14 protein-coding genes are annotated in these 17,653 nt (G+C 62.7%); 6 read left to right on the forward strand and 8 right to left on the reverse strand.

Annotation, left to right across the window (positions count from 1 at the left end; all coding sequences use genetic code 11):
* Positions 1-73: 73 nt before the first annotated feature.
* Positions 74-760: a Crp/Fnr family transcriptional regulator gene (locus tag A7317_RS00830; protein ID WP_069075006.1), complete on the forward strand. Its 687-nt coding sequence runs from the start codon at positions 74-76 to the stop codon at positions 758-760.
* Positions 761-798: 38 nt separating this feature from the next.
* Positions 799-1,164 (forward strand): response regulator, encoded by a 366-nt coding sequence (locus A7317_RS00835; protein WP_024072747.1) that lies wholly within the window; start codon positions 799-801, stop codon positions 1,162-1,164.
* Positions 1,165-1,291: 127 nt separating this feature from the next.
* On the opposite strand, the gene A7317_RS00840 is transcribed toward A7317_RS00835, so the two are convergent.
* Positions 1,292-2,296, reverse strand: a complete 1,005-nt coding sequence (locus A7317_RS00840; RefSeq protein WP_024072748.1) for an AraC family transcriptional regulator — start codon at positions 2,294-2,296, stop codon at positions 1,292-1,294.
* A 101-nt stretch (positions 2,297-2,397) separates the two neighbouring features.
* Between A7317_RS00840 and A7317_RS00845 the strand changes: the two genes are divergently transcribed.
* Positions 2,398-3,477, forward strand: a complete 1,080-nt coding sequence (locus A7317_RS00845; RefSeq protein ID WP_069075007.1) for a fatty acid desaturase — start codon at positions 2,398-2,400, stop codon at positions 3,475-3,477.
* On the opposite strand, the gene A7317_RS00850 is transcribed toward A7317_RS00845, so the two are convergent.
* The 3 genes from A7317_RS00850 to A7317_RS00860 are packed head-to-tail and all read right to left on the reverse strand — an operon-like array spanning position 3,449 to position 7,493.
* Complete coding sequence (locus A7317_RS00850) at positions 3,449-5,059, reverse strand: arylsulfatase (RefSeq protein ID WP_069075008.1); 1,611 nt, start codon at positions 5,057-5,059, stop codon at positions 3,449-3,451. The genes A7317_RS00845 and A7317_RS00850 overlap by 29 nt on opposite strands.
* A 29-nt stretch (positions 5,060-5,088) precedes the next feature.
* Positions 5,089-5,904 carry an ABC transporter ATP-binding protein gene (locus A7317_RS00855; RefSeq protein WP_024072751.1) on the reverse strand — a complete coding sequence of 272 codons (816 nt, stop codon included), beginning with the start codon at positions 5,902-5,904 and terminating at the stop codon, positions 5,089-5,091.
* Complete coding sequence (locus A7317_RS00860; protein ID WP_069075009.1) at positions 5,901-7,493, reverse strand: ABC transporter permease; 1,593 nt, start codon at positions 7,491-7,493, stop codon at positions 5,901-5,903. The genes A7317_RS00855 and A7317_RS00860 overlap by 4 nt, the downstream gene beginning before the upstream one ends.
* Positions 7,494-7,781: 288 nt before the next feature.
* Between A7317_RS00860 and A7317_RS00865 the strand changes: the two genes are divergently transcribed.
* Positions 7,782-8,783 carry an ABC transporter substrate-binding protein gene (locus A7317_RS00865; protein WP_069075010.1) on the forward strand — a complete coding sequence of 334 codons (1,002 nt, stop codon included), beginning with the start codon at positions 7,782-7,784 and terminating at the stop codon, positions 8,781-8,783.
* A gap of 29 nt (positions 8,784-8,812) precedes the next feature.
* Here A7317_RS00865 and A7317_RS00870 read toward each other — a convergent pair whose 3' ends face one another.
* On the reverse strand, positions 8,813-9,733 hold the full coding sequence (locus A7317_RS00870; RefSeq protein ID WP_024072753.1) for a LysR family transcriptional regulator: 921 nt from the start codon (positions 9,731-9,733) through the stop codon (positions 8,813-8,815).
* Between the two features lie 181 nt (positions 9,734-9,914).
* Here A7317_RS00870 and A7317_RS00875 point away from each other — a divergent pair, with 181 nt between their 5' ends.
* Positions 9,915-10,820, forward strand: a complete 906-nt coding sequence (locus A7317_RS00875; RefSeq protein WP_069075011.1) for a TauD/TfdA dioxygenase family protein — start codon at positions 9,915-9,917, stop codon at positions 10,818-10,820.
* Between the two features lie 396 nt (positions 10,821-11,216).
* Here A7317_RS00875 and A7317_RS00880 read toward each other — a convergent pair whose 3' ends face one another.
* Together A7317_RS00880 and A7317_RS00885 are read right to left on the reverse strand one after the other, a co-directional pair.
* Positions 11,217-12,824: an alkaline phosphatase family protein gene (locus tag A7317_RS00880; RefSeq protein WP_069075012.1), complete on the reverse strand. Its 1,608-nt coding sequence runs from the start codon at positions 12,822-12,824 to the stop codon at positions 11,217-11,219.
* Positions 12,825-12,924: 100 nt separating this feature from the next.
* The gene (locus A7317_RS00885; protein WP_024072756.1) at positions 12,925-13,869 is read right to left on the reverse strand and encodes a LysR family transcriptional regulator; all 945 of its coding nucleotides are present in this window, start codon (positions 13,867-13,869) and stop codon (positions 12,925-12,927) included.
* A 155-nt stretch (positions 13,870-14,024) separates the two neighbouring features.
* Here A7317_RS00885 and A7317_RS00890 point away from each other — a divergent pair, with 155 nt between their 5' ends.
* Positions 14,025-16,373, forward strand: a complete 2,349-nt coding sequence (locus A7317_RS00890) for a TonB-dependent receptor (RefSeq protein ID WP_069075013.1) — start codon at positions 14,025-14,027, stop codon at positions 16,371-16,373.
* On the opposite strand, the gene A7317_RS00895 is transcribed toward A7317_RS00890, so the two are convergent.
* Entirely contained in the window at positions 16,370-17,554 is a 1,185-nt protein-coding gene (locus A7317_RS00895; protein ID WP_069075014.1) for a CynX/NimT family MFS transporter, read from the reverse strand. The genes A7317_RS00890 and A7317_RS00895 overlap by 4 nt on opposite strands.
* Positions 17,555-17,653 lie beyond the last annotated feature (99 nt).

Consider the following 17,653-nt stretch of genomic DNA (forward strand, 5'->3'; position numbering starts at 1 on the left):
CCTGTAGGATGTTTGATCATGCCCTGTCAGCCTGCGACTAACTGTCAGTTGGGCGACAATCTTCGGAGTTCCCATGGATGCGACGCAATGGCACGCCCGGCTGGCCGTCGGTCACTGGTTCAGTCACCTGCCTGTACCTTTCCAGCATAGTCTGCTGGCCCATGCCCGGCTGCGGCAGCTGACGGCGGGACAATACCTGTTCAAGCGCGGTGATCCGCCCTGTGGCTTGTATGCGGTGCTTGAAGGCACCTTGCGTGTCAGTGCGGTGAACGAGCACGGCAAGGAAGCGCTGTTGAGCCTGGTGGGCGCGCCCTATTGGTTCGGCGAAATCTGCCTGTTCGACGGCTTGCCGCGCACCCACGACGCCTGTGCCACGGGGCCGTGCACGCTGGTGCAGGTGCCGCAGCAGGCGTTGCTGAAGATCCTCGAGGCGTCCCCCCGGTACTGGCGTGACCTGGCCTTGTTGATGAGCCAGAAGCTGCGCCTGAGTTTTATCGGCCTTGAACAGCTCAGCCTGATGCCCGCCTCGGTCCGCCTGGCCCATCGGCTGTTGATGATCGTTGAGGGTTACGGCGACATGGAACCGTCAAAACGCGTGCTGCAACTGCCCCAAGAAGACCTGGCGGCGATGTTGAGCCTGTCGCGCCAGACCACCAATGCCTTGCTCAAGGACCTGCAAGCCCAGGGCATCGTGCGCCTGGGCTACGGCGAGATCGAAATCCTCGACGCACAGCGGCTACGAGAGGCGGCGCACACCTGAGGGTGTTAGCCTGCAACCCTGATCAATCGAGGTGTGTTATGCGCGTGCTGTTAGTGGAACATGAATCCGAAGAGGCACAGCGGATGGCCCAGGGTTTGAACGAGGCGGGCTACACCGTGGAAGTCGCGGCCAACGGCATGGCGGCGCAGCGGTTTGTCGAAAGCGCGGAGTACGACCTGGTGATCCTGGATGTCATGCTGCCGGGCTTGAATGCCTGGAAGTTGCAGCAGGCGATTCGGCAGAAGGGCGAAACGCCGGTGTTGTTCCTGACCACGCCGGGTGGGATTGAAGATCGCCTGCGCGGGCTGGAATTGCACGAGGATGATTACCTGCTCAAGCCGTTTGCGGCCAAGGCACTGGTGATGCGGGTCAAGAAACTGTTGCGGCGGGATCGGAGCCGCTGAATGATCCCGTGACGGTAGTGTCCGAACGATCGCCATCGGGGGCAAGCCCCCTCCCACAGTTGAAATGCGTCCCCCTGTGGGAGGGGGCTTGCCCCCGATGAGGCCTTCAGCCACCCCGCAAATCCACCTACCGCAACCCATCCCGAAACTGCCCCGGCGTCATCCCCGTCCAGCGCTTGAACGCGCGATTAAAGCTGCTGGTATCAGCAAACCCGAGCAGATGACTGATCTCCGCCAATGAGCACTGCGGATCACGCAAGTGCAGCAGCGCCAGGTTTTCCCGGCATTCATTGAGCAACGCATCAAAGCGACACCCCTCGTCCGCCAGATGCCGTTGCAAACTGCGCAAACTCAAATGCAACGCCTGGGCAATCCGCTCGGCATTCGGCTCGCCATCGGGCAGTTGCGCCTCGATGGCCGCGCGCACCTTGCGTTCCCAGGTCAGCGGTTGCAGTTGGGCGAGGGTGCGTTTGAGCACGGTTTCGTTGTGTTCGGCCAGTTCCGGGTTGGCATCGTCCAGGTGGCTGTCGAAATCCCTGGCGGCGAATTCGAGGCGGTCTTCCTCGGCGCCGAAAAACACCGGGGCGCGGAACACCGTGTGCCAGGGCTTGGGGTCGGCGGGTTCCGGGCGCCGTAGGTAAACCGCCAACGGCGCATAGTCGCGGCCCAGGCGATTGCGGCAGGTGCGCACATAGATCGCGGCAAATGCATCGATGGCTTCCAGCGCCGGCGCCGGGCTGCCCGGCGGTTGCAGCAGGCGAAAGCGGTAGCGCTCGCCCTCCCGGCTCAGCTCCAGCGTCAGGGCATCGCTGACCACCTGGTGATAACGCACGATGCGTTCGAACACCTCGCGCAGGCTGCCGCTGGCCACCAACGCATAGCCCAACGCATGAAAGGTGGTCGGGCTGACAAACCGCGACACCCGCAAGCCGATCGCCGGGTCGTTGCTGGCCTGCACCGCCAGTTCCCATAGCCGGGTGGTGGCCGACAACGGGTAGCGCGCATTGGGGTCGTCCATCTGCTGGGGGTCGAGACCGGCCTGGGCGCACAGGGCGGCGCTGTCGAGGCCCAGGGCGTCGAGCTGCTTGCGCAGTGCGCGGGTCCAGCTGGCGAGGGAAGTTGGTTCGGTCATGGCGATTGGCGCTTGCGGTCAACAGGTTGGCGTCCGGGGCTAGCGTCCTGCCGGATCGCTTGGGGCAGGATGGACACATCAGTAAACAAGAGGATGGAAGCATGGACGGTACTTCTGCAAGTCCCCAGCAGATGAACGCACAACAGCGTTCGGCGCATATCCGTGAGGTGGTGCTGGCCGAAGGCGTGCGCTTGCGCCAGCAGCACCCCTGGCTGTTGCATCAAGACGCATTGGGCGCGGGCATACTGGCGTTTGCCTTGGCCGGCATGATCGGCTCGGCGGCGCTCTATATCACCGGGGCCATGGCCTGGTGGGTGTGCCTGTTGCTGAACGCGTTCCTGGCCTCACTGACCCACGAGCTGGAACACGACCTGATCCACAGCATGTATTTTCGCAAGCAGCGCCTGCCGCACAACTTGATGATGGGCCTGGTCTGGCTGGCGCGGCCGAGCACCATCAACCCGTGGATTCGCCGGCACCTGCACCTCAATCATCACAAGGTCTCCGGCACCGAGACCGATATGGAGGAACGCGCCATCACCAACGGCGAGCCCTGGGGCTTGGCGCGGTTGCTGATGGTGGGCGATAACGTGATGTCGGCGTTTATCCGCATGCTGCGCGCCAAGACCTGGGACCACAAACTCAAGATCCTCAAGCGTTCGCTGCTGGTGTATGCGCCGCTGGCGTTGCTGCATTGGGGCGCGTGGTACGTATTCCTCGGTTTCCACGCGGCCAACGGCATCGCCAGCCTGCTGGGCACGCCGATCGCCTGGTCCGCCGGTACCTTGCAGGTGATGCACGTGATCGATATCGCGGCCGTGGTGATCATCGGCCCCAACGTGCTGCGCACCTTTTGCCTGCACTTCGTCAGTTCCAACATGCACTACTACGGCGATGTTGAGCTGGGCAATGTGATCCAGCAGACCCAAGTACTCAACCCCTGGTGGATGTGGCCATTGCAGGCGTTCTGCTTCAACTTCGGCAGCACCCACGGGATTCACCATTTTGTGGTCAAGGAACCGTTCTACATCCGCCAGATGACGGCCAAGGTGGCGCATAAGGTCATGGCGGAGATGGGCGTGCGGTTCAATGATTTCGGTACGTTTGCGCGGGCCAATCGGCTTGAACCCGCCACGCGGCCGCAGGCCCGCCTCAATCCGGCTGAAACGGCGATGCGCTGAGCACCACGCCGGTTTCGTCCACATACTGTTGCCAGTGGCCGATTAACGTGGCGAGTTTGTCCGGATGACTCAAGGCCAGGTCGTGGATTTCTCCAGGGTCCTGGCCCAGGTCATACAGCTGCCAGGTCGCCGGGCCCACGGGGCCGGGGATGTATACGGCCTTCCACTGGCCCTGGCGAATCGCGCGGCGGCCAAACAGTTCCCAGCCGGTCACCGTATTGTCGTCGTGCACCTGGGTGGTTTCGCCAGAGAGGAAGCCCAGCCACGACTTGCCCCGCAGCGGCGCCACCGGCTTGCCGCGCCATTGTTTGCCCGGATGACGCACGCCGGCCAGGTCCAGGATGGTCGGCGTGATGTCCATCACCGTGCCGAACCCGTGGCTGATACGACCTTTGAGCGACAGCTGCGGATAGTGCACCAGCGCCGGTACGCGAATCCCGCCTTCGGTGGTGAACGCCTTGAACAACCGCGACGGCGCCGTCGCCACCTGCGCCCATGACGGGCCATACCAGACATAGGAGTTGGCGCGGCCAATGTTGTCCAGGCTGTTGTCGTAATGTTGGTTGAGGTAGGTGAGCAACTGCGGTCCGAACTTGGGGAACGCCTCCAACAGCGCACCTTCGGCGCCGTTGTCGGACATGAACACAATGAACGTATTGTCCAACTGCCCCTGCTGGCGCAGGTAATCCACGACCCGGCCGATGTTCCAGTCCATGCGCTCGACCATCGCCGCATACACCTCCATGGCCCGCGCCGATACCTGGCGCTGCTCGTCGGTCAAGGCGGCCCACTGGGTGGTCAGCTCGATCAACGGGTGGGGTTCGACTTCAGCGTCGATCAGCCCCAGTGCCTTGAGTTTTTCCAGGCGTTCCAGGCGCAGCACTTCGGGGCCGGCGTCGTAGCGGCCACGGTACTTCTCGACGATGTCCGCAGGCGCTTGCAACGGCCAGTGCGGCGCCGAAAACGGCAGGTAAGCGAAGAACGGCCGGGCCTGGTCGCGCTCCTTGAGGTAGTGCAGCAGCTTGTCGCCGAAGGCATCCGAGGAATAGAAATCCTTGGGCAACTGCTCGACGAACCGGTCGTCTTCGATGTACAGCGCCGGGGTGGATTTGAGCAGGCCTGGGGTGTCGTCGTTATAGGTCGGTTCGAAGCCGTAGTGGTTGGCCGCCCCCGGCAGCAGTGAGAACGAACGCTCGAAACCGCGGGCGTGAGGCGCCAGTTCGGCGGTCAGGCCCAGGTGCCACTTGCCGCTCATCAGCGTCTGGTAACCGGCCTCGCGCAGCAGCTCTGGCAGCGCCACCACCTTGTCATTCAAGTAACCCTCGTAGCCGGGCTTACCGATCAGCTCCGGGGTCAGCGCCTCGGCCATGGTGCCGATACCGGCGATATGGTGGTCGGTGCCAGTCAGCAGCATCGAGCGGGTGGGCGAGCAGGTGGGGGCGGTGTGGAAGTCGGTCAGGCGCAGGCCGTTCAGCGCCAGGGCGTCCAGATGCGGGGTGGAAATTTCCCCGCCAAAGGCGCCGAGGTCGGAGAAGCCCATGTCATCGGCCAGGATCACGAGAAAATTGGGACGTTGCGGCATCAAGGCACTCCTCATTAGCAGGCGGTTTTTCAGCAGGCAATAAAGGCCAGTGGCAGGTCGCGGATCTGTTCGCGCGCGGGCGGCTGGTAATGGCCGTCGCTGGTCAGTTCGTGCAGCAGCTCTTCACGCAGTTGGTGGAATTCGAAACTGCTGCGCTGGCGCGGGTGGGGCAGGGCGATATCCACCACCTGCTTGATTCGCCCAGGCCGGGGCTCCATCACCACCACGCGGTCGGCGAGGAAAATCGCTTCCTCCACATCGTGGGTCACTAATACCGTGGTGATTTTGGCGCGGGCGCGGATTGCCAGGAGTTCGTCCTGCATTTGCTGGCGGGTCAGGGCGTCGAGGGCGCCGAACGGTTCGTCCAGCAGCAGGATGCGCGGGCTGGCCACCAGGCCGCGGGCAATCGCCACCCGTTGCGCCATGCCACCGGACAGTTGGTGCGGATAGGCGCGGGTGAAGTCGGTGAGGCCGACCAGTTCGATAAAGTCTGCAATGCGCCGGTTTCGCTCGGCCTCGCTCAACGGCTCGTTGACCAGGCCCAGGCCGATGTTTTCCGCCACGGTCAGCCAGGGGAACAAACGGTGCTCCTGGAACACGATGCCGCGTTCGCCGCCGATGCCGTTGACCGCTTTGCCGTCGACGCGGATCTCGCCGCGAAACTGCGTATCCAGCCCCACCAACAGGCGCAGCAGGGTGGATTTGCCGCAGCCGCTGGAGCCGACAATCGCGACGAATTCGCCTTCGGCAATCTCCAGGTTGAATTCACGGATGGCTTCCAGCTCGAAGCCATCGACGTCAAAGGTCTTGCCCACATGGTTGAAGCTGACGATAGGTGCGTTCATGCGTGTCTCCAGCGGGTGGCGCGGGTTTCGATGCGCTGGCCGATCAGGTTGAGGGCCGCGCCGGTGAGGCCGACCAGGAGCATGCCGCTCATGATCAGGTCCATGCGCAGCAGTTGTTGGGCGCCGATCATCAGGCTGCCGATACCGCCGTTGGACGGCATGAAATATTCCGCACCGATGGTGCCCAGCCAGGCGTAGATCAGGCTCAGGCGCAGGCCGGCGAAAATACCGGCTGCGGCGCCTGGCAGCACCAGGCGTCGTAACCGTTGGAACAGGTTCAGGCGCAACACCTGCGCCGCTTCGTTGAGCTGCGGCGACAGATTCAGCACGCTGCGTTGGGTGGCGATAAACAGCGGGAAGAAGGCGGCGAGGGCGATGAACACCCACTTGGCCAACTCACCCAGGCCAAACCAGGCAGTGAGCAACGGCACCCAGGCGAAAATCGCGATCTGGCGCAAGGCAGCCAGGGTCGGCCCGAGGACCCGCTCGCTGCGCCGGGACAGCCCCAGCCACAGGCCCATGGCAAAGCCAAGGCCGCCCCCGAGTACCAACCCGCCCAGGCTTCGCCCCAGGCTGGTGCCCAGTGCAGCGCTCAGGTTGCCATCCACGACCCCGGCGACGGTGGTGTGCAACACCACCCATGGGCTGACCAGAATGTTCGGGTCTACCCAGCCTTGTTGCGTCGCGACCTGCCACAGCGCCAGCAACAGCAAGGGCAGCAACCACGGTTGCAAACGCTGCCAGCCTTGATAGCGCGGCCCGCGACGAATCTGCGCCGTGGCCGGATGGGGCCAGTGCACCCATTTGCGATCCAGCCAGCCAATGCCGCGATCCATCACCACGCCGAATACGCCGATGACCACGATGCACACGAAGACAATATCGAGCATGAACAGCTGGCGCGCCCACACCATCAGGTAGCCGATGCCTTCGCTGGAGGCCAGCAATTCCACCGCCAGCAGCGAGGTCCAGCCGGCCGCCAGGGCCAGGCGTACACCGGCCATGAATGCCGGCAGCGCGGCGGGCAGGATCAGGCGACGGATCAACAGATACGTGGGCAGGCGCAATACACGGGCGGCTTCACGCAACTGGGGTTGGGCGTCGCGTACGCCGACCAGGGTATGCAGGGTCACGGGCACCACGATCGCCTTCACCAGCACCACCAGTTTGAGGGTTTCGCCAATGCCGAAGAACACCATGAACAGTGGAATCCAGGCCAGCGTCGGTACTTGCGACAATGCGCTGAACGTCGGAAACACCAGGCGCTCGGCGCGCGCACTGAAACCCAGCAACGCCCCCAGCAGCGCCCCGGCGCCAATGCCCGCCAGCAGCCCCCAGAACAGGCGTTGCAGGCTGACTGCCAGGTGGCTCCACAACTCGCCGCCGGCCAGTTCCACAGCGCTGCTCCACACCAGGGACGGTGGCGGCAGGATCTGCTCGCTCATCCAGTGATTGCGGCTGGCCAGCCACCACAGCGCCAACAGCGTCACCGGCAGCAACCATGGCAACAGCCGTTCACTGCGCAGCGGCCAGCGTGGCGTGGCGCCGGGGGCCGCGAGCGGGAGGCTCAAAAGTGAAATTCGGGCCATGGAGGACCTCCGTTGTCGCCGATGGCGTTATGTGTTTTTGATCTTATAAAAACGCAATCAAGATGATTGAGGGATAAGAAAAATCATTTAAAGCTTCTGCCCGGCACGCATCCAATGCATTCGAAGAATATTTTCGATGCTGTTTATGCATAGTCCTCTGGGGCCGGCGTTTTCACTTGCATAGATCTAAAAGCTATTAAATTGTGAATTTATAGTATTTAAAGTTTTTATCTGCCTGTGCCTACTTTCTGCTCCCCAGGCGACCCTCGCCCACAAGGAGCTGCGCTTATGAAACTGCCTTTCAAACGTCTGATCACCCTGGTCGCAGGCACCGCACTGGCGGGCCTGGTACAGGCTGCCGACCTCAAGGAAATCCGCATCGCCGTGCCCGACCTCAGCGCCGGCAGCCAGCACAGTGGTGGGGGCATAACGGACGTGCTGCGCGAGCAGCAGATCTTCGAAAAAGCCTTTGCCGACCAAGGCATCAAGATCCAGTGGAACTACTTCAAGGGCGCCGGCCCCGTGATCAATGAAGCCTTCGCCAATGGCCAGGTGGATCTGGCTTACCTGGGCGACCTGGCTGCGATCATCGGTCGTTCCAATGGCCTGGAGACGCGCTTGCTCAGTGCCAGCGCGCGCGACGTCAAGCAGTACCTCGGCGTGGTGCCGGGCTCAGGCATCAAGACCTTGCAGGACCTCAAGGGCAAGCGCGTCGCGGTGTTCCGTGGTACGGCCAGCCAGTTGTCGTTCGATGCCGCATTGGCCAGCCAGGGCTTGAGTGAAAAAGACCTGAAGGTCATCAACCTGGACTTCAACGCCGCCGGTGCGGCGCTGGCCGCCAAGCAGATCGACGCCACCTGGGGCGGTTCGAACCTGACGGCGTTGCAAGCCAAGGGGCTGGCTGAAATACCCCTGACCACCAAGGACCTCGGCGGCGCCGGCAGCGTCCAGGCGGTGCTGGTGGGCAGCAAACAGTTTGTCGACGAGCATCCCGACGCCGTGGCCAAGCTGCTCAAGGCCCAGCAGCAGGCGGTGCAATGGTTGACCGATGACAACAACAAGCAAGCCTACATTGCGCTGGTGTCCGGGCTGGCCAGCTACCCGCCGCTGATCCTCACCAATGACTTGAAAGACCAGACCCTCAGCGAGGTCTTCCCGTCGACCCTGGACCCGGTGTTCCTGGCTAAATTGCAGGGCGCGGTGGACCTGGCCTCCCAGGAGAAGCTGATTCGCAAGTCGTTCCACGTGAGTGACTGGGTGGCGCCGAATCTGGCCGCGGCGGGGCTCTGAGTTGGGAGGTGTCCAGGCGATGAGCCCCTTCAAACCGCCACACTCATCTCCTGGCTGTCCACCTCCACCAAGGTCTCGATCATCGCCTTCGCCGCCGGCGACAACCGCGAACCGGTGCGGCTGACGATGCCGCAGCGGGCGCTCATGGTCTCCATGTTCTGCGGCAGGTTGCGCCAGTGCAGCAGCTTCAACGTGCCCTGGGCGATGTCGTCGGCGAACGCCTCCTCGGTGCCCACTCCGATGGCATTGGACTGCAGCACAATCTTCACCAGCGCCGGGAAATGTTCGGTCTGGATGCTCGGGGAAAAATCCATGCGCCCACTCAGGTTCGCCAACAGTTTGCGAATGCCCTGAGAGATCAGCGGCGACGCCAGCGGGTAGTCGAACATGTCGTTGGTCGACAGGCTGTCCTTGTCCAGCAGCGGGTGCCCCGGGCGGCAGAAAAATACCCCGCGCTTGGGCGTCAGTGCACGGGTCTGGAAATTCGGATCAGCTTCGAACTGACGGATGTCGGCGATAAAGAATTCGATCTCTTCGCGGCTCAGGGCGCGGCTGAGTTTTTCCCAGTTATCCACCTGGAAACTGGTACGGATTTTCGGGTGGGCGCTGATAAAACGCGCCACCGCATCCGGCACCAGTTTCACCGCCGGCGCGGGGCCGCAGCCAAAGCGCAGGTCGCCGGCGTCGAGCTTGGTCATGCGCGTCACTTCACTGCTCAGCAGGTTGGCGCCATGCACCAGGGTCAGCGCGTGTTGCAGTACCACTTGGCCTTCCGGCGTGGGGCGCAGATCCTTGTGGCCGCGGTCGACCAGCACACAGCCGAATTCCTGTTCCAGCCCCTGGATGCTGCGGCTGAACGCCGGTTGGGTGATGCCCATGGCGTCCGCCGCACGCACGAAACTGCGGTGTTCGTTGAGGGCGATGAAGTACCGCAGTTGGCGAAGATCCATATGCTTTCCCTGCATCTTAAAAATAGGTCGAAGGCATTTGCGACCACGGGAGCAGAGGTTTTAAATGCAAGCTCTTATTCCGTCAATGAAGCATTGGTTCATTTGCTAGATCTAAATTGCATATGAATAGAGCGTTGTCGGAAAGCTCCCCACCATCAGTAGGCACAAGAGGGTCATCACAATGAGCAACGCCGCATTAGCTGTTCAACCCGTCGCCCAGGCACTGGATATTCACCCGGTCGCCGGCCGCATCGGCGCCGAGATCCGTGGCATCAGGCTGTCCGGCGATCTGGATGCCGCCACGGTCGACGCCATCCAGCAGGCGCTGGTGCAATACAAGGTGATCTTCTTCCGTGAGCAGACCCACCTCGATGACCAGAGCCAGGAAGCTTTCGCCCACTTGCTCGGCGAGCCGATTGCCCACCCGACGGTGCCGGTGCGCGACGGTACGCGCTTCCTGATGGAACTGGACGGCACCCGTGGCCAGCGCGCCAATTCCTGGCACACCGACGTGACCTTCGTCGACGCCTACCCGAAAGCCTCGATCCTGCGTTCGGTACTCGCCCCCAAGTCCGGTGGCGACACGGTGTGGGCCAACACCTCAAGCGCCTACAACGACCTCAGCGTCGAACTGCGCGCACTGGCGGATAACTTGTGGGCGGTGCACAGCAACGAATACGACTACGCCGCGCTCAAGCCGGATGTGTCGGCAGAGCGGCTCGAGGCATACCGCAAGGTGTTCACCTCGACGGTGTACGAAACCGAGCACCCGGTGGTGCGCGTACACCCGGTCAGTGGTGAGAAGACCCTGTTGCTGGGGCACTTCGTCAAGCGCCTGAAAGGCTATTCCCAGGCAGATTCGACCCAGTTGTTCAACCTCTTGCAAAGCCACGTCACCCGCCTGGAAAACACCGTGCGCTGGCGTTGGAATACCGGCGACGTGGCGATCTGGGACAACCGCGCGACCCAGCATTACGCGGTGGACGACTACGGCACCCAGGAACGCATCGTGCGCCGGGTGACGCTCAAGGGCGATGTGCCGGTGGGTGTGCAGGGGCAGCGCAGCCAGACCACCAAAGGTCTCTGAGCTGACAACGCTTCACCTGTGGGAGGGGGCAAGCCCTGATGCCATTCAGTTAAGGCTTTTTTGTAGGAGCGAGCTTGCTCGCGAAAAACGTCAACGATAACGCGTGTCTCCTGAATGAACGCGGCGCCTGTGAGTTTTTCGCGAGCAAGCTCGCTCCTACAAAAACGTCAACGATAACGCGTGTCTCCTGAATGAACGCGGCGCCTGTGAGTTTTTCGCGAGCAAGCTCGCTCCTACAAAAGGCGATGTACGCTTAACTGAACGGCATTAGGGCAAGCCCGCTCGCCACGGGTTACTGTTTGCCCGTTCTATCTCTTAACTGATCGGCATCAGGGCTCGCCACGGAGGTACCCATTTGCTGCGCGACAGCGGCACCTCCCACATTCGATTTGTGGTTTACCAGACGCCGATTTTCACCACTTTCTCCGCCTCCGGCTCACCGTAACGAAACCGTTGGCCACGCAGATCGATCTCTGTGTGGCTGATGGTGGTGCGCCGTTTCAACCCGCGCAGCCATTCGAACAGATACCCCAAATGAATGTCGCGCACTTGGGCATAGGCCGGGTCGCTGCCCAGGTCGTGCAGCTCCTGCGGGTCGTTTTCCAGGTCGAACAGTTGTGCGCGAAAGCCGTCGTACGCCAGGTATTTCCAGCGCTCGCTGCGTACCATCGTCATCCGGCAACGGTCGATGGGTTGCGCCAGGCGTTCGCGGGCCGGGGCCTGGAAGGCGTAGTCGTACTCGGCGATGGCGTAGCGGCGCCAGCTCGTTTCTTGGCAATGCAGCAGCGGGATCAGCGAGCGGCCTTCCAGGCGATGGTCGGCGGCGGGCAGACCCAAGGCCTCAAGGAAAGTCGGCAGCGCATCGATGGTTTCCACCAGCCGCGCGTCCACTGTGCCACGGCTGATATCGGCCGCGGCCCGTGGGTCGCGCACGATCAGCGGAATGCCCACGGCCGGTTCCAGCAAAAATTCTTTTTCGCCGAGGAAGTGATCGCCGAGAAAGTCGCCGTGGTCGCTGGTGAACACAATCAGGGTGTCGTCCCAACGGCCGTTGCTTTGCAGGAAATCGAACAGTCGCCCGAGTTGGTCGTCGACTTGTTTGATCAAGCCCATGTAGGTGGGAATCACCGTGAGCCGTACCTCGTCACGGGAAAAGTTCAGGCTCTCCTGGTGTTGGCGGAACGCCTGGTACACCGGGTGATCGCTGGTTTCCCCGGGCTGGATCGGTGCCTGGATATGCTCGGCGCCATACAGCGCGTGATAGGGCGCCGGTGCGATGTAGGGCCAGTGTGGCTTGATATAGGACAAGTGCAGGCACCACGGTTGTTCGGCCTGCTCGCGGATAAAGTCGATAGCGCGGTCGGTGGTGTAGACGGTTTCCGAATGCTCCTCGGCCACGCGCGCGGGCAGGCCGGCATTGCGCATGTGCCAACCGCTGAGCACTTCGCCGTTTTCACCTGCTGCGGCATTGGCCCATTCGTGCCACGGGTTGGTGCCGCTGTAGCCCTGTTCGCGCAGGTAATGGGTATAGGGCGCGGACTCGCGTTTGTCATCGAACAGCGGGCTGTCGGGGTAGATGCCGTCGTGACGCAAGTACGCCTCGAAGCCGACCTCGTTCAATGGCTCGGCCTGCTCGCTCCCAGGGTCGATATTCAGGCGCTGCAAGGCTTCGACATTCGGCGTGGCGTGGGTCTTGCCGACCAGCGCCGTGCGGATACCGTAGGGGCGCAGGTAGTCGCCGATGGTCAGTTCTTCCAGGGGCAACGGCACCGCGTTCCACGCCACCTGGTGGCTGCTGACGTAGCGCCCGGTATAGGCCGACATGCGCGAGGGCCCGCAGATGGTGCCTTGGGTATAGGCGCGGCTGAAGCGCACACCGGCGGCGGCCAGGCGATCGATGTTCGGCGTGTGCAGGTGAGCGTGGCCGTAGCACGACAGGTAATCGCGGCGCAGTTGGTCGCACATGATGTACAGCACGTTGCGCACGGGTTGGGCATGGGGCATGGGGTTTCACCAGACGGAGGACAGGTGAGGTTTTTCGCCGTTCGGGTGGGGGGCTGGCAAGTGCATTTGGGGACTGGATTTCATGCAGGGGATGCATGGCCTAAACCGCGACATTCTCCAGTGCACACACATCCTCATCCAACTCATCGATCTGTTTGATCTGCTCGATCATCGCTTGCGCCAGCGGCGACAAGCGATACCCGGCCCGGCTGACGATGCCGTAGCGGGTGTAACGCTCCTCCAGATCCTCGGCCAGGCCCTCGATCTTCAAGCACACCAGCTCGCCCCGGGCCATGTGCAGCACATCGCTGTTGGCGCTGACGATGCCGATGGCGTCGGAGCGCAGCACCACACCCATCAGGCTATAGCCGTTCTCGCATTCGACATTGGGCTGGTAATCGGGGCGGCCGCTGAGGTCGACGATGACCTTGCGCAGGTTGGGCGGGCGGATGGTCACGGCCAGCGGGTAACTCATCAGCTCGGCGGCGCTCACGCTGTCGCGCAGGGCCAGCGGGTGGCCGGCGCGGCAGCAGAAATACCAGCGGCGCGGGCGCAGGCGGTGAGTGTGATAGTCCGGGTTGGCTTCGAAGTGGCGGGTGTCGGCGACGAAAAACTCGAACTCTTCACTGAGCAGGCGTTTGCTCAGGCTTTGCCAGTCGTCGACCTGGTACTGCACCCGTGCCTTAGGGTAGCGCCCGATAAAACTGCCGATGGCGCGGGGCACCAAGCCACCCGCCGGCGCCGGGCCACAACCGAAGCGCAACTCCCCTGCCTCCAGGCCATTGAACTGGTCGATCTCGTTGGCCAGTTGCTGCGCACCGCTGACCAGGCGCCGGGCGTGCTCCAGCAATACCTGGCCTTGTTTGGTCGGTGCCAGGTCTTTACGGCCACGGTCAATCAGCTGGCAGCCGGCGCTGTGTTCCAGGGCCTGGATGCTGCGACTGAACGCTGACTGCGACAGGTTCACCGTCAACGCGGCTGCGACAAAACTGCGTTGTTCGGCAAGGGCGATGAAGTGACGAAGCTGGCGCAAATCGATATGCATTTTTCACATCAAAAATATCCGGGAAATGCATTGGCTATGCATTAGGTCGACTCTTTATAAAGGCTATCTCTTATGCAGTAAATGTTAGTTAAAACATAAATAAATAACCTAAAGGAATATCTCTCGATGGATATTTCCGGGTTCCGGAGCCGCTTATGAGTCTGTTGAAGTCCGCTGTCCCTTCCTCTCCCTGGCGGCTCAAGCGTTTGCCGCTGGCGCTGTTGCTGGCCGGCAGTGCCAGCTGGACGCCCAGCCACGCGGCCGACGCAAACAAGCCTGCGCCCGAAGGCGAGAACGCCACTGGCCAACTGGAAACCGTCACGGTCACCGCTCGGCGCCGCACCGAAAGTGCCCAGGATGTGCCGACGCCCATGAGCGTGATCGGTGGCCAGGCCCTGGAGAGCCAGCGGGTGTATCGGATTCAGGATTTGCAGCAACTGGTGCCCAGCGTCAACGTCGCCTACATGCATGCGCGCCAGTCCAGCGTGTCGATTCGCGGCCTTGGCAACAACCCGGCGAGTGACGGCCTTGAGGGCAGCGTGGGGCTGTATATCGACAACGTTTACCTCGGGCGGCCGGGCATGGCGGTGTTCGACCTGATGGACATCGAGCAGCTTGAAGTCTTGCGCGGCCCGCAAGGGACGTTGTTCGGCAAAAACACCACGGCCGGGGTGATCAACATCAGCACGCGCGCGCCGAGTTTCACCCCGGAGCGCAGCATTGAAACCTCGTTGGGCGAGGACGGCTACTTCCAGACCAAGGGCACGATTTCCGGCCCGCTCACCGATGAGCTGGCGGGGCGTTTCTCGGCGTATCGCACCCGCAGCGACGGCGACATCAAGAACGAATACAACGGCCATGACCTCAACGGTGGCTCGCGCCAAGGCTTTCGCGGGCAACTGCTGTACAAGCCCAGCGAGGCGTTCAACCTGCGCTGGATCGGCGATTACAACGAAGAGGATTCCAGCGCCGGCACCCGTGTGCTGTACAGCATCGGGCCGACCATCAACGGCACCAACCTCTACCAGTCGCGGGCCAACGCGGCAGGCGCGACCCTGGTCGATGGCACCCATCGCAAGGTCAACCTGGACAGCGACCAGCAGGTCACGGTGTTCCAGGGCGGCACGTCGCTGGAAGCCAACTGGACGTTGCCAAGTGACTTCACCCTGACCTCGGTCAGTTCCTATCGCTTCTGGAACTTCACCCCACGCAACGACGACGGCCTTAACGTGCCGGCGTCGTATAACGCCGGGGTGTCGGTGGAAGATAAGCAGTGGTCCCAGGAATTCCGGCTGGCTTCGCCCACCGGCGGTTTCTTCGATTACGTGCTCGGTGCCTACTACTTCGGCAACTCGCTGGACAACAAATCCTTCGCCTATTACGGGCCCCAGGCCGACATTTGGAACGGCACGCCAGCCGGGGCATTGGCCAACGTCAGCAGCGTCGGCAACGGGCACATTCGCACCGACAGTTTTGCACTGTTTGCCCAAGGCACCTGGCACCTCACCGAGCGCCTGGATTTCACCGCCGGCCTGCGCGGCACCTATGAAGAAAAAAGTGCCTGGGTCACGCGTAACAATCCCCTCGGCGGTGCGGCGGTCAGCGGTGCTGCCGCTACGGCTCGACGTGGCCGCGCGGGGGCATACGATTCCGGTGACCTCACGCAATACAGCACCAGCCCCTCGGGTTTGCTCAACCTGAGCTACCGCTTCAACGAAAACCTGTTGGGCTACGCGACGCTGTCCCATGGCGAAAAGTCCGGCGGGGTCAACCTGGCGGTAGGCTCGGCACCGACGGCCGGTGCCGATTCACTGCTGATCGGCACCGAGCGCGCCAACAACGCCGAACTGGGTTTCAAAAGCACGCTGTGGGACCGACGGCTGCAGCTCAATGCCAACCTGTTCTGGACCCAGGTCAATGGTTACCAGACCAATGCCTATGACCAGGACAACCGTGTGCAGTACCTGACCAACGCCGGTTCGGTGCGCTCGCGGGGCGTCGAAGTGGAAAGCACCCTGGTGCCGATCAAGGGCCTGACGCTGAACGTGAACGGCTCGTTCAACGATGTGAGCTACCTGTCTTACAAGGATGCGCCGTGCCCGCCGGAAGTCAGTCTGCGCCCCGGTGCGCCGGCCTCGTGCGACCTGAGCGGGCATCAAGTGGTGGGGGCGTCGAAATGGATCGCCAACGCCAACGGCGAATACAAGTGGAACCTGGATAACGGCTTCGAACCCTACGTCACCGCCAGCTATGCCTTCCGCTCCAAGGCCGTGGGCACGGTGGAGGACTCTGACTATGGACAGATTCCCGCCTACGCCGTGGTCAACCTGTCCACCGGCCTGCGCGGCAACTATGAGCAGGGGCAGTGGGACGTGTCGTTATGGCTGAAGAACGCCTTCGACAAGACCTACTACACCACCCTGTGGACCGGCGGTAACGGCGGTTATGAAGGGCTGCTGGGCACGCCGCGTACGCTGGGCCTGACCGGGCGCTACGACTTCTAGCCGGGTACGGCGGCGGTGCGGTAGGTGGCTGGGCTGAACACTCGCGTCACCATGAGCATCGCCACTGCCGTGACCGTCAACACCCACCAGGCGCTGGTGAAATGGCCGGTAAGTTCGCGCAGCCAGCCGGTCATCCATGGCGAGACCGCGTTGATCAAAAAGCCTATGCCTTGCACAAAGGCCGCCAGTTGCCCGGCTTGCCGAGGGTCGCGATGGTGGTCGAGGGTCAGCAGCAGGCTCAGGGCGAAACACGCGCCCAGGCCGAAGCCGCACAGGGCGACCCACAGGTGGGTCAATTCCAGCGGCGCCAGCAACAGGCCGAGATAACCCACGGTCTGGGCGAGCAAGGCAATGCCCAGCAGCGGCCGCCGATCGATACCGCGTTGCGCAAGCACGGGCATCAGCAGCGCGGCGATCACCTGGAAGATGGTCATGAACGCCAGCAACGAACCGCTGGGCAGCACGCCCCAGCCCAATTGCTGATAGTAGGCCGGCAACCACGCCACCAGGCTCATGTAGCCGCAATTGACCAGGCCGAAGTACAGCGCCAGCAACCAGGCGCGACGATTGCGCAGGCCCTTGAACGTGGGCATCACCTTGGAACTTCTGGCCGCGCCCAGCGGTAAGAACACCCACAGCAGCCACGCGGCCAGCGCCGGTAGCAACCAGATTCCCAGCCCCGCCTGCCATTGCTGGAAATGGCTGGCCACCAGTGGGCTGAGCAGCGCTGCCAGCCCACCGCCGGCCATCAGCGCCGCCGAATACACCCCCATCGCCACCGGCACGCGCTGCTGGAATTCGCGCTTGATCATCGCCGGCACCAACGCCTGGATCAGCGCGACACCGGCACCACCGAGCAGGGCAGTGGCCAGCAATGCCGAGCCCTGGCCCATCAGCCAGCGCGCCAGGCACGCCAGCAGGATCATCATCAAGCCCAGGGCAATGCCGCGCCGTTCACCCAAGCGCGCTTCCACCCGCACACCCACCAGCGCCACCAGGCCCATGCACACCACCGGCAGGCTGGTCAGCAGGGCGCTGCTCTGGAAACTCAGGCCGGTGGCCTGGCGAATCTCGCCGAGCAACGGGCTGATCGAGCTGAGGATCGGCCGCAGGTTGAGGCCCAGTACCACCAGCAGGCCCCAGCCCGCGAGTTTGCTCACGAATGAAGAGTTAAACGTCATGCGGGGCCTGTTCGAGGTGCAAAAAGAGGCAGGTAGTATCGCCAGCTGGCGAGGTATTCTGAAATTAAATATAACCATGCCAATCAGTGGCAAATGGAA

The organism is Pseudomonas fluorescens, from assembly GCF_001708445.1.
GTDB lineage: Bacteria > Pseudomonadota > Gammaproteobacteria > Pseudomonadales > Pseudomonadaceae > Aquipseudomonas > Aquipseudomonas gorinensis.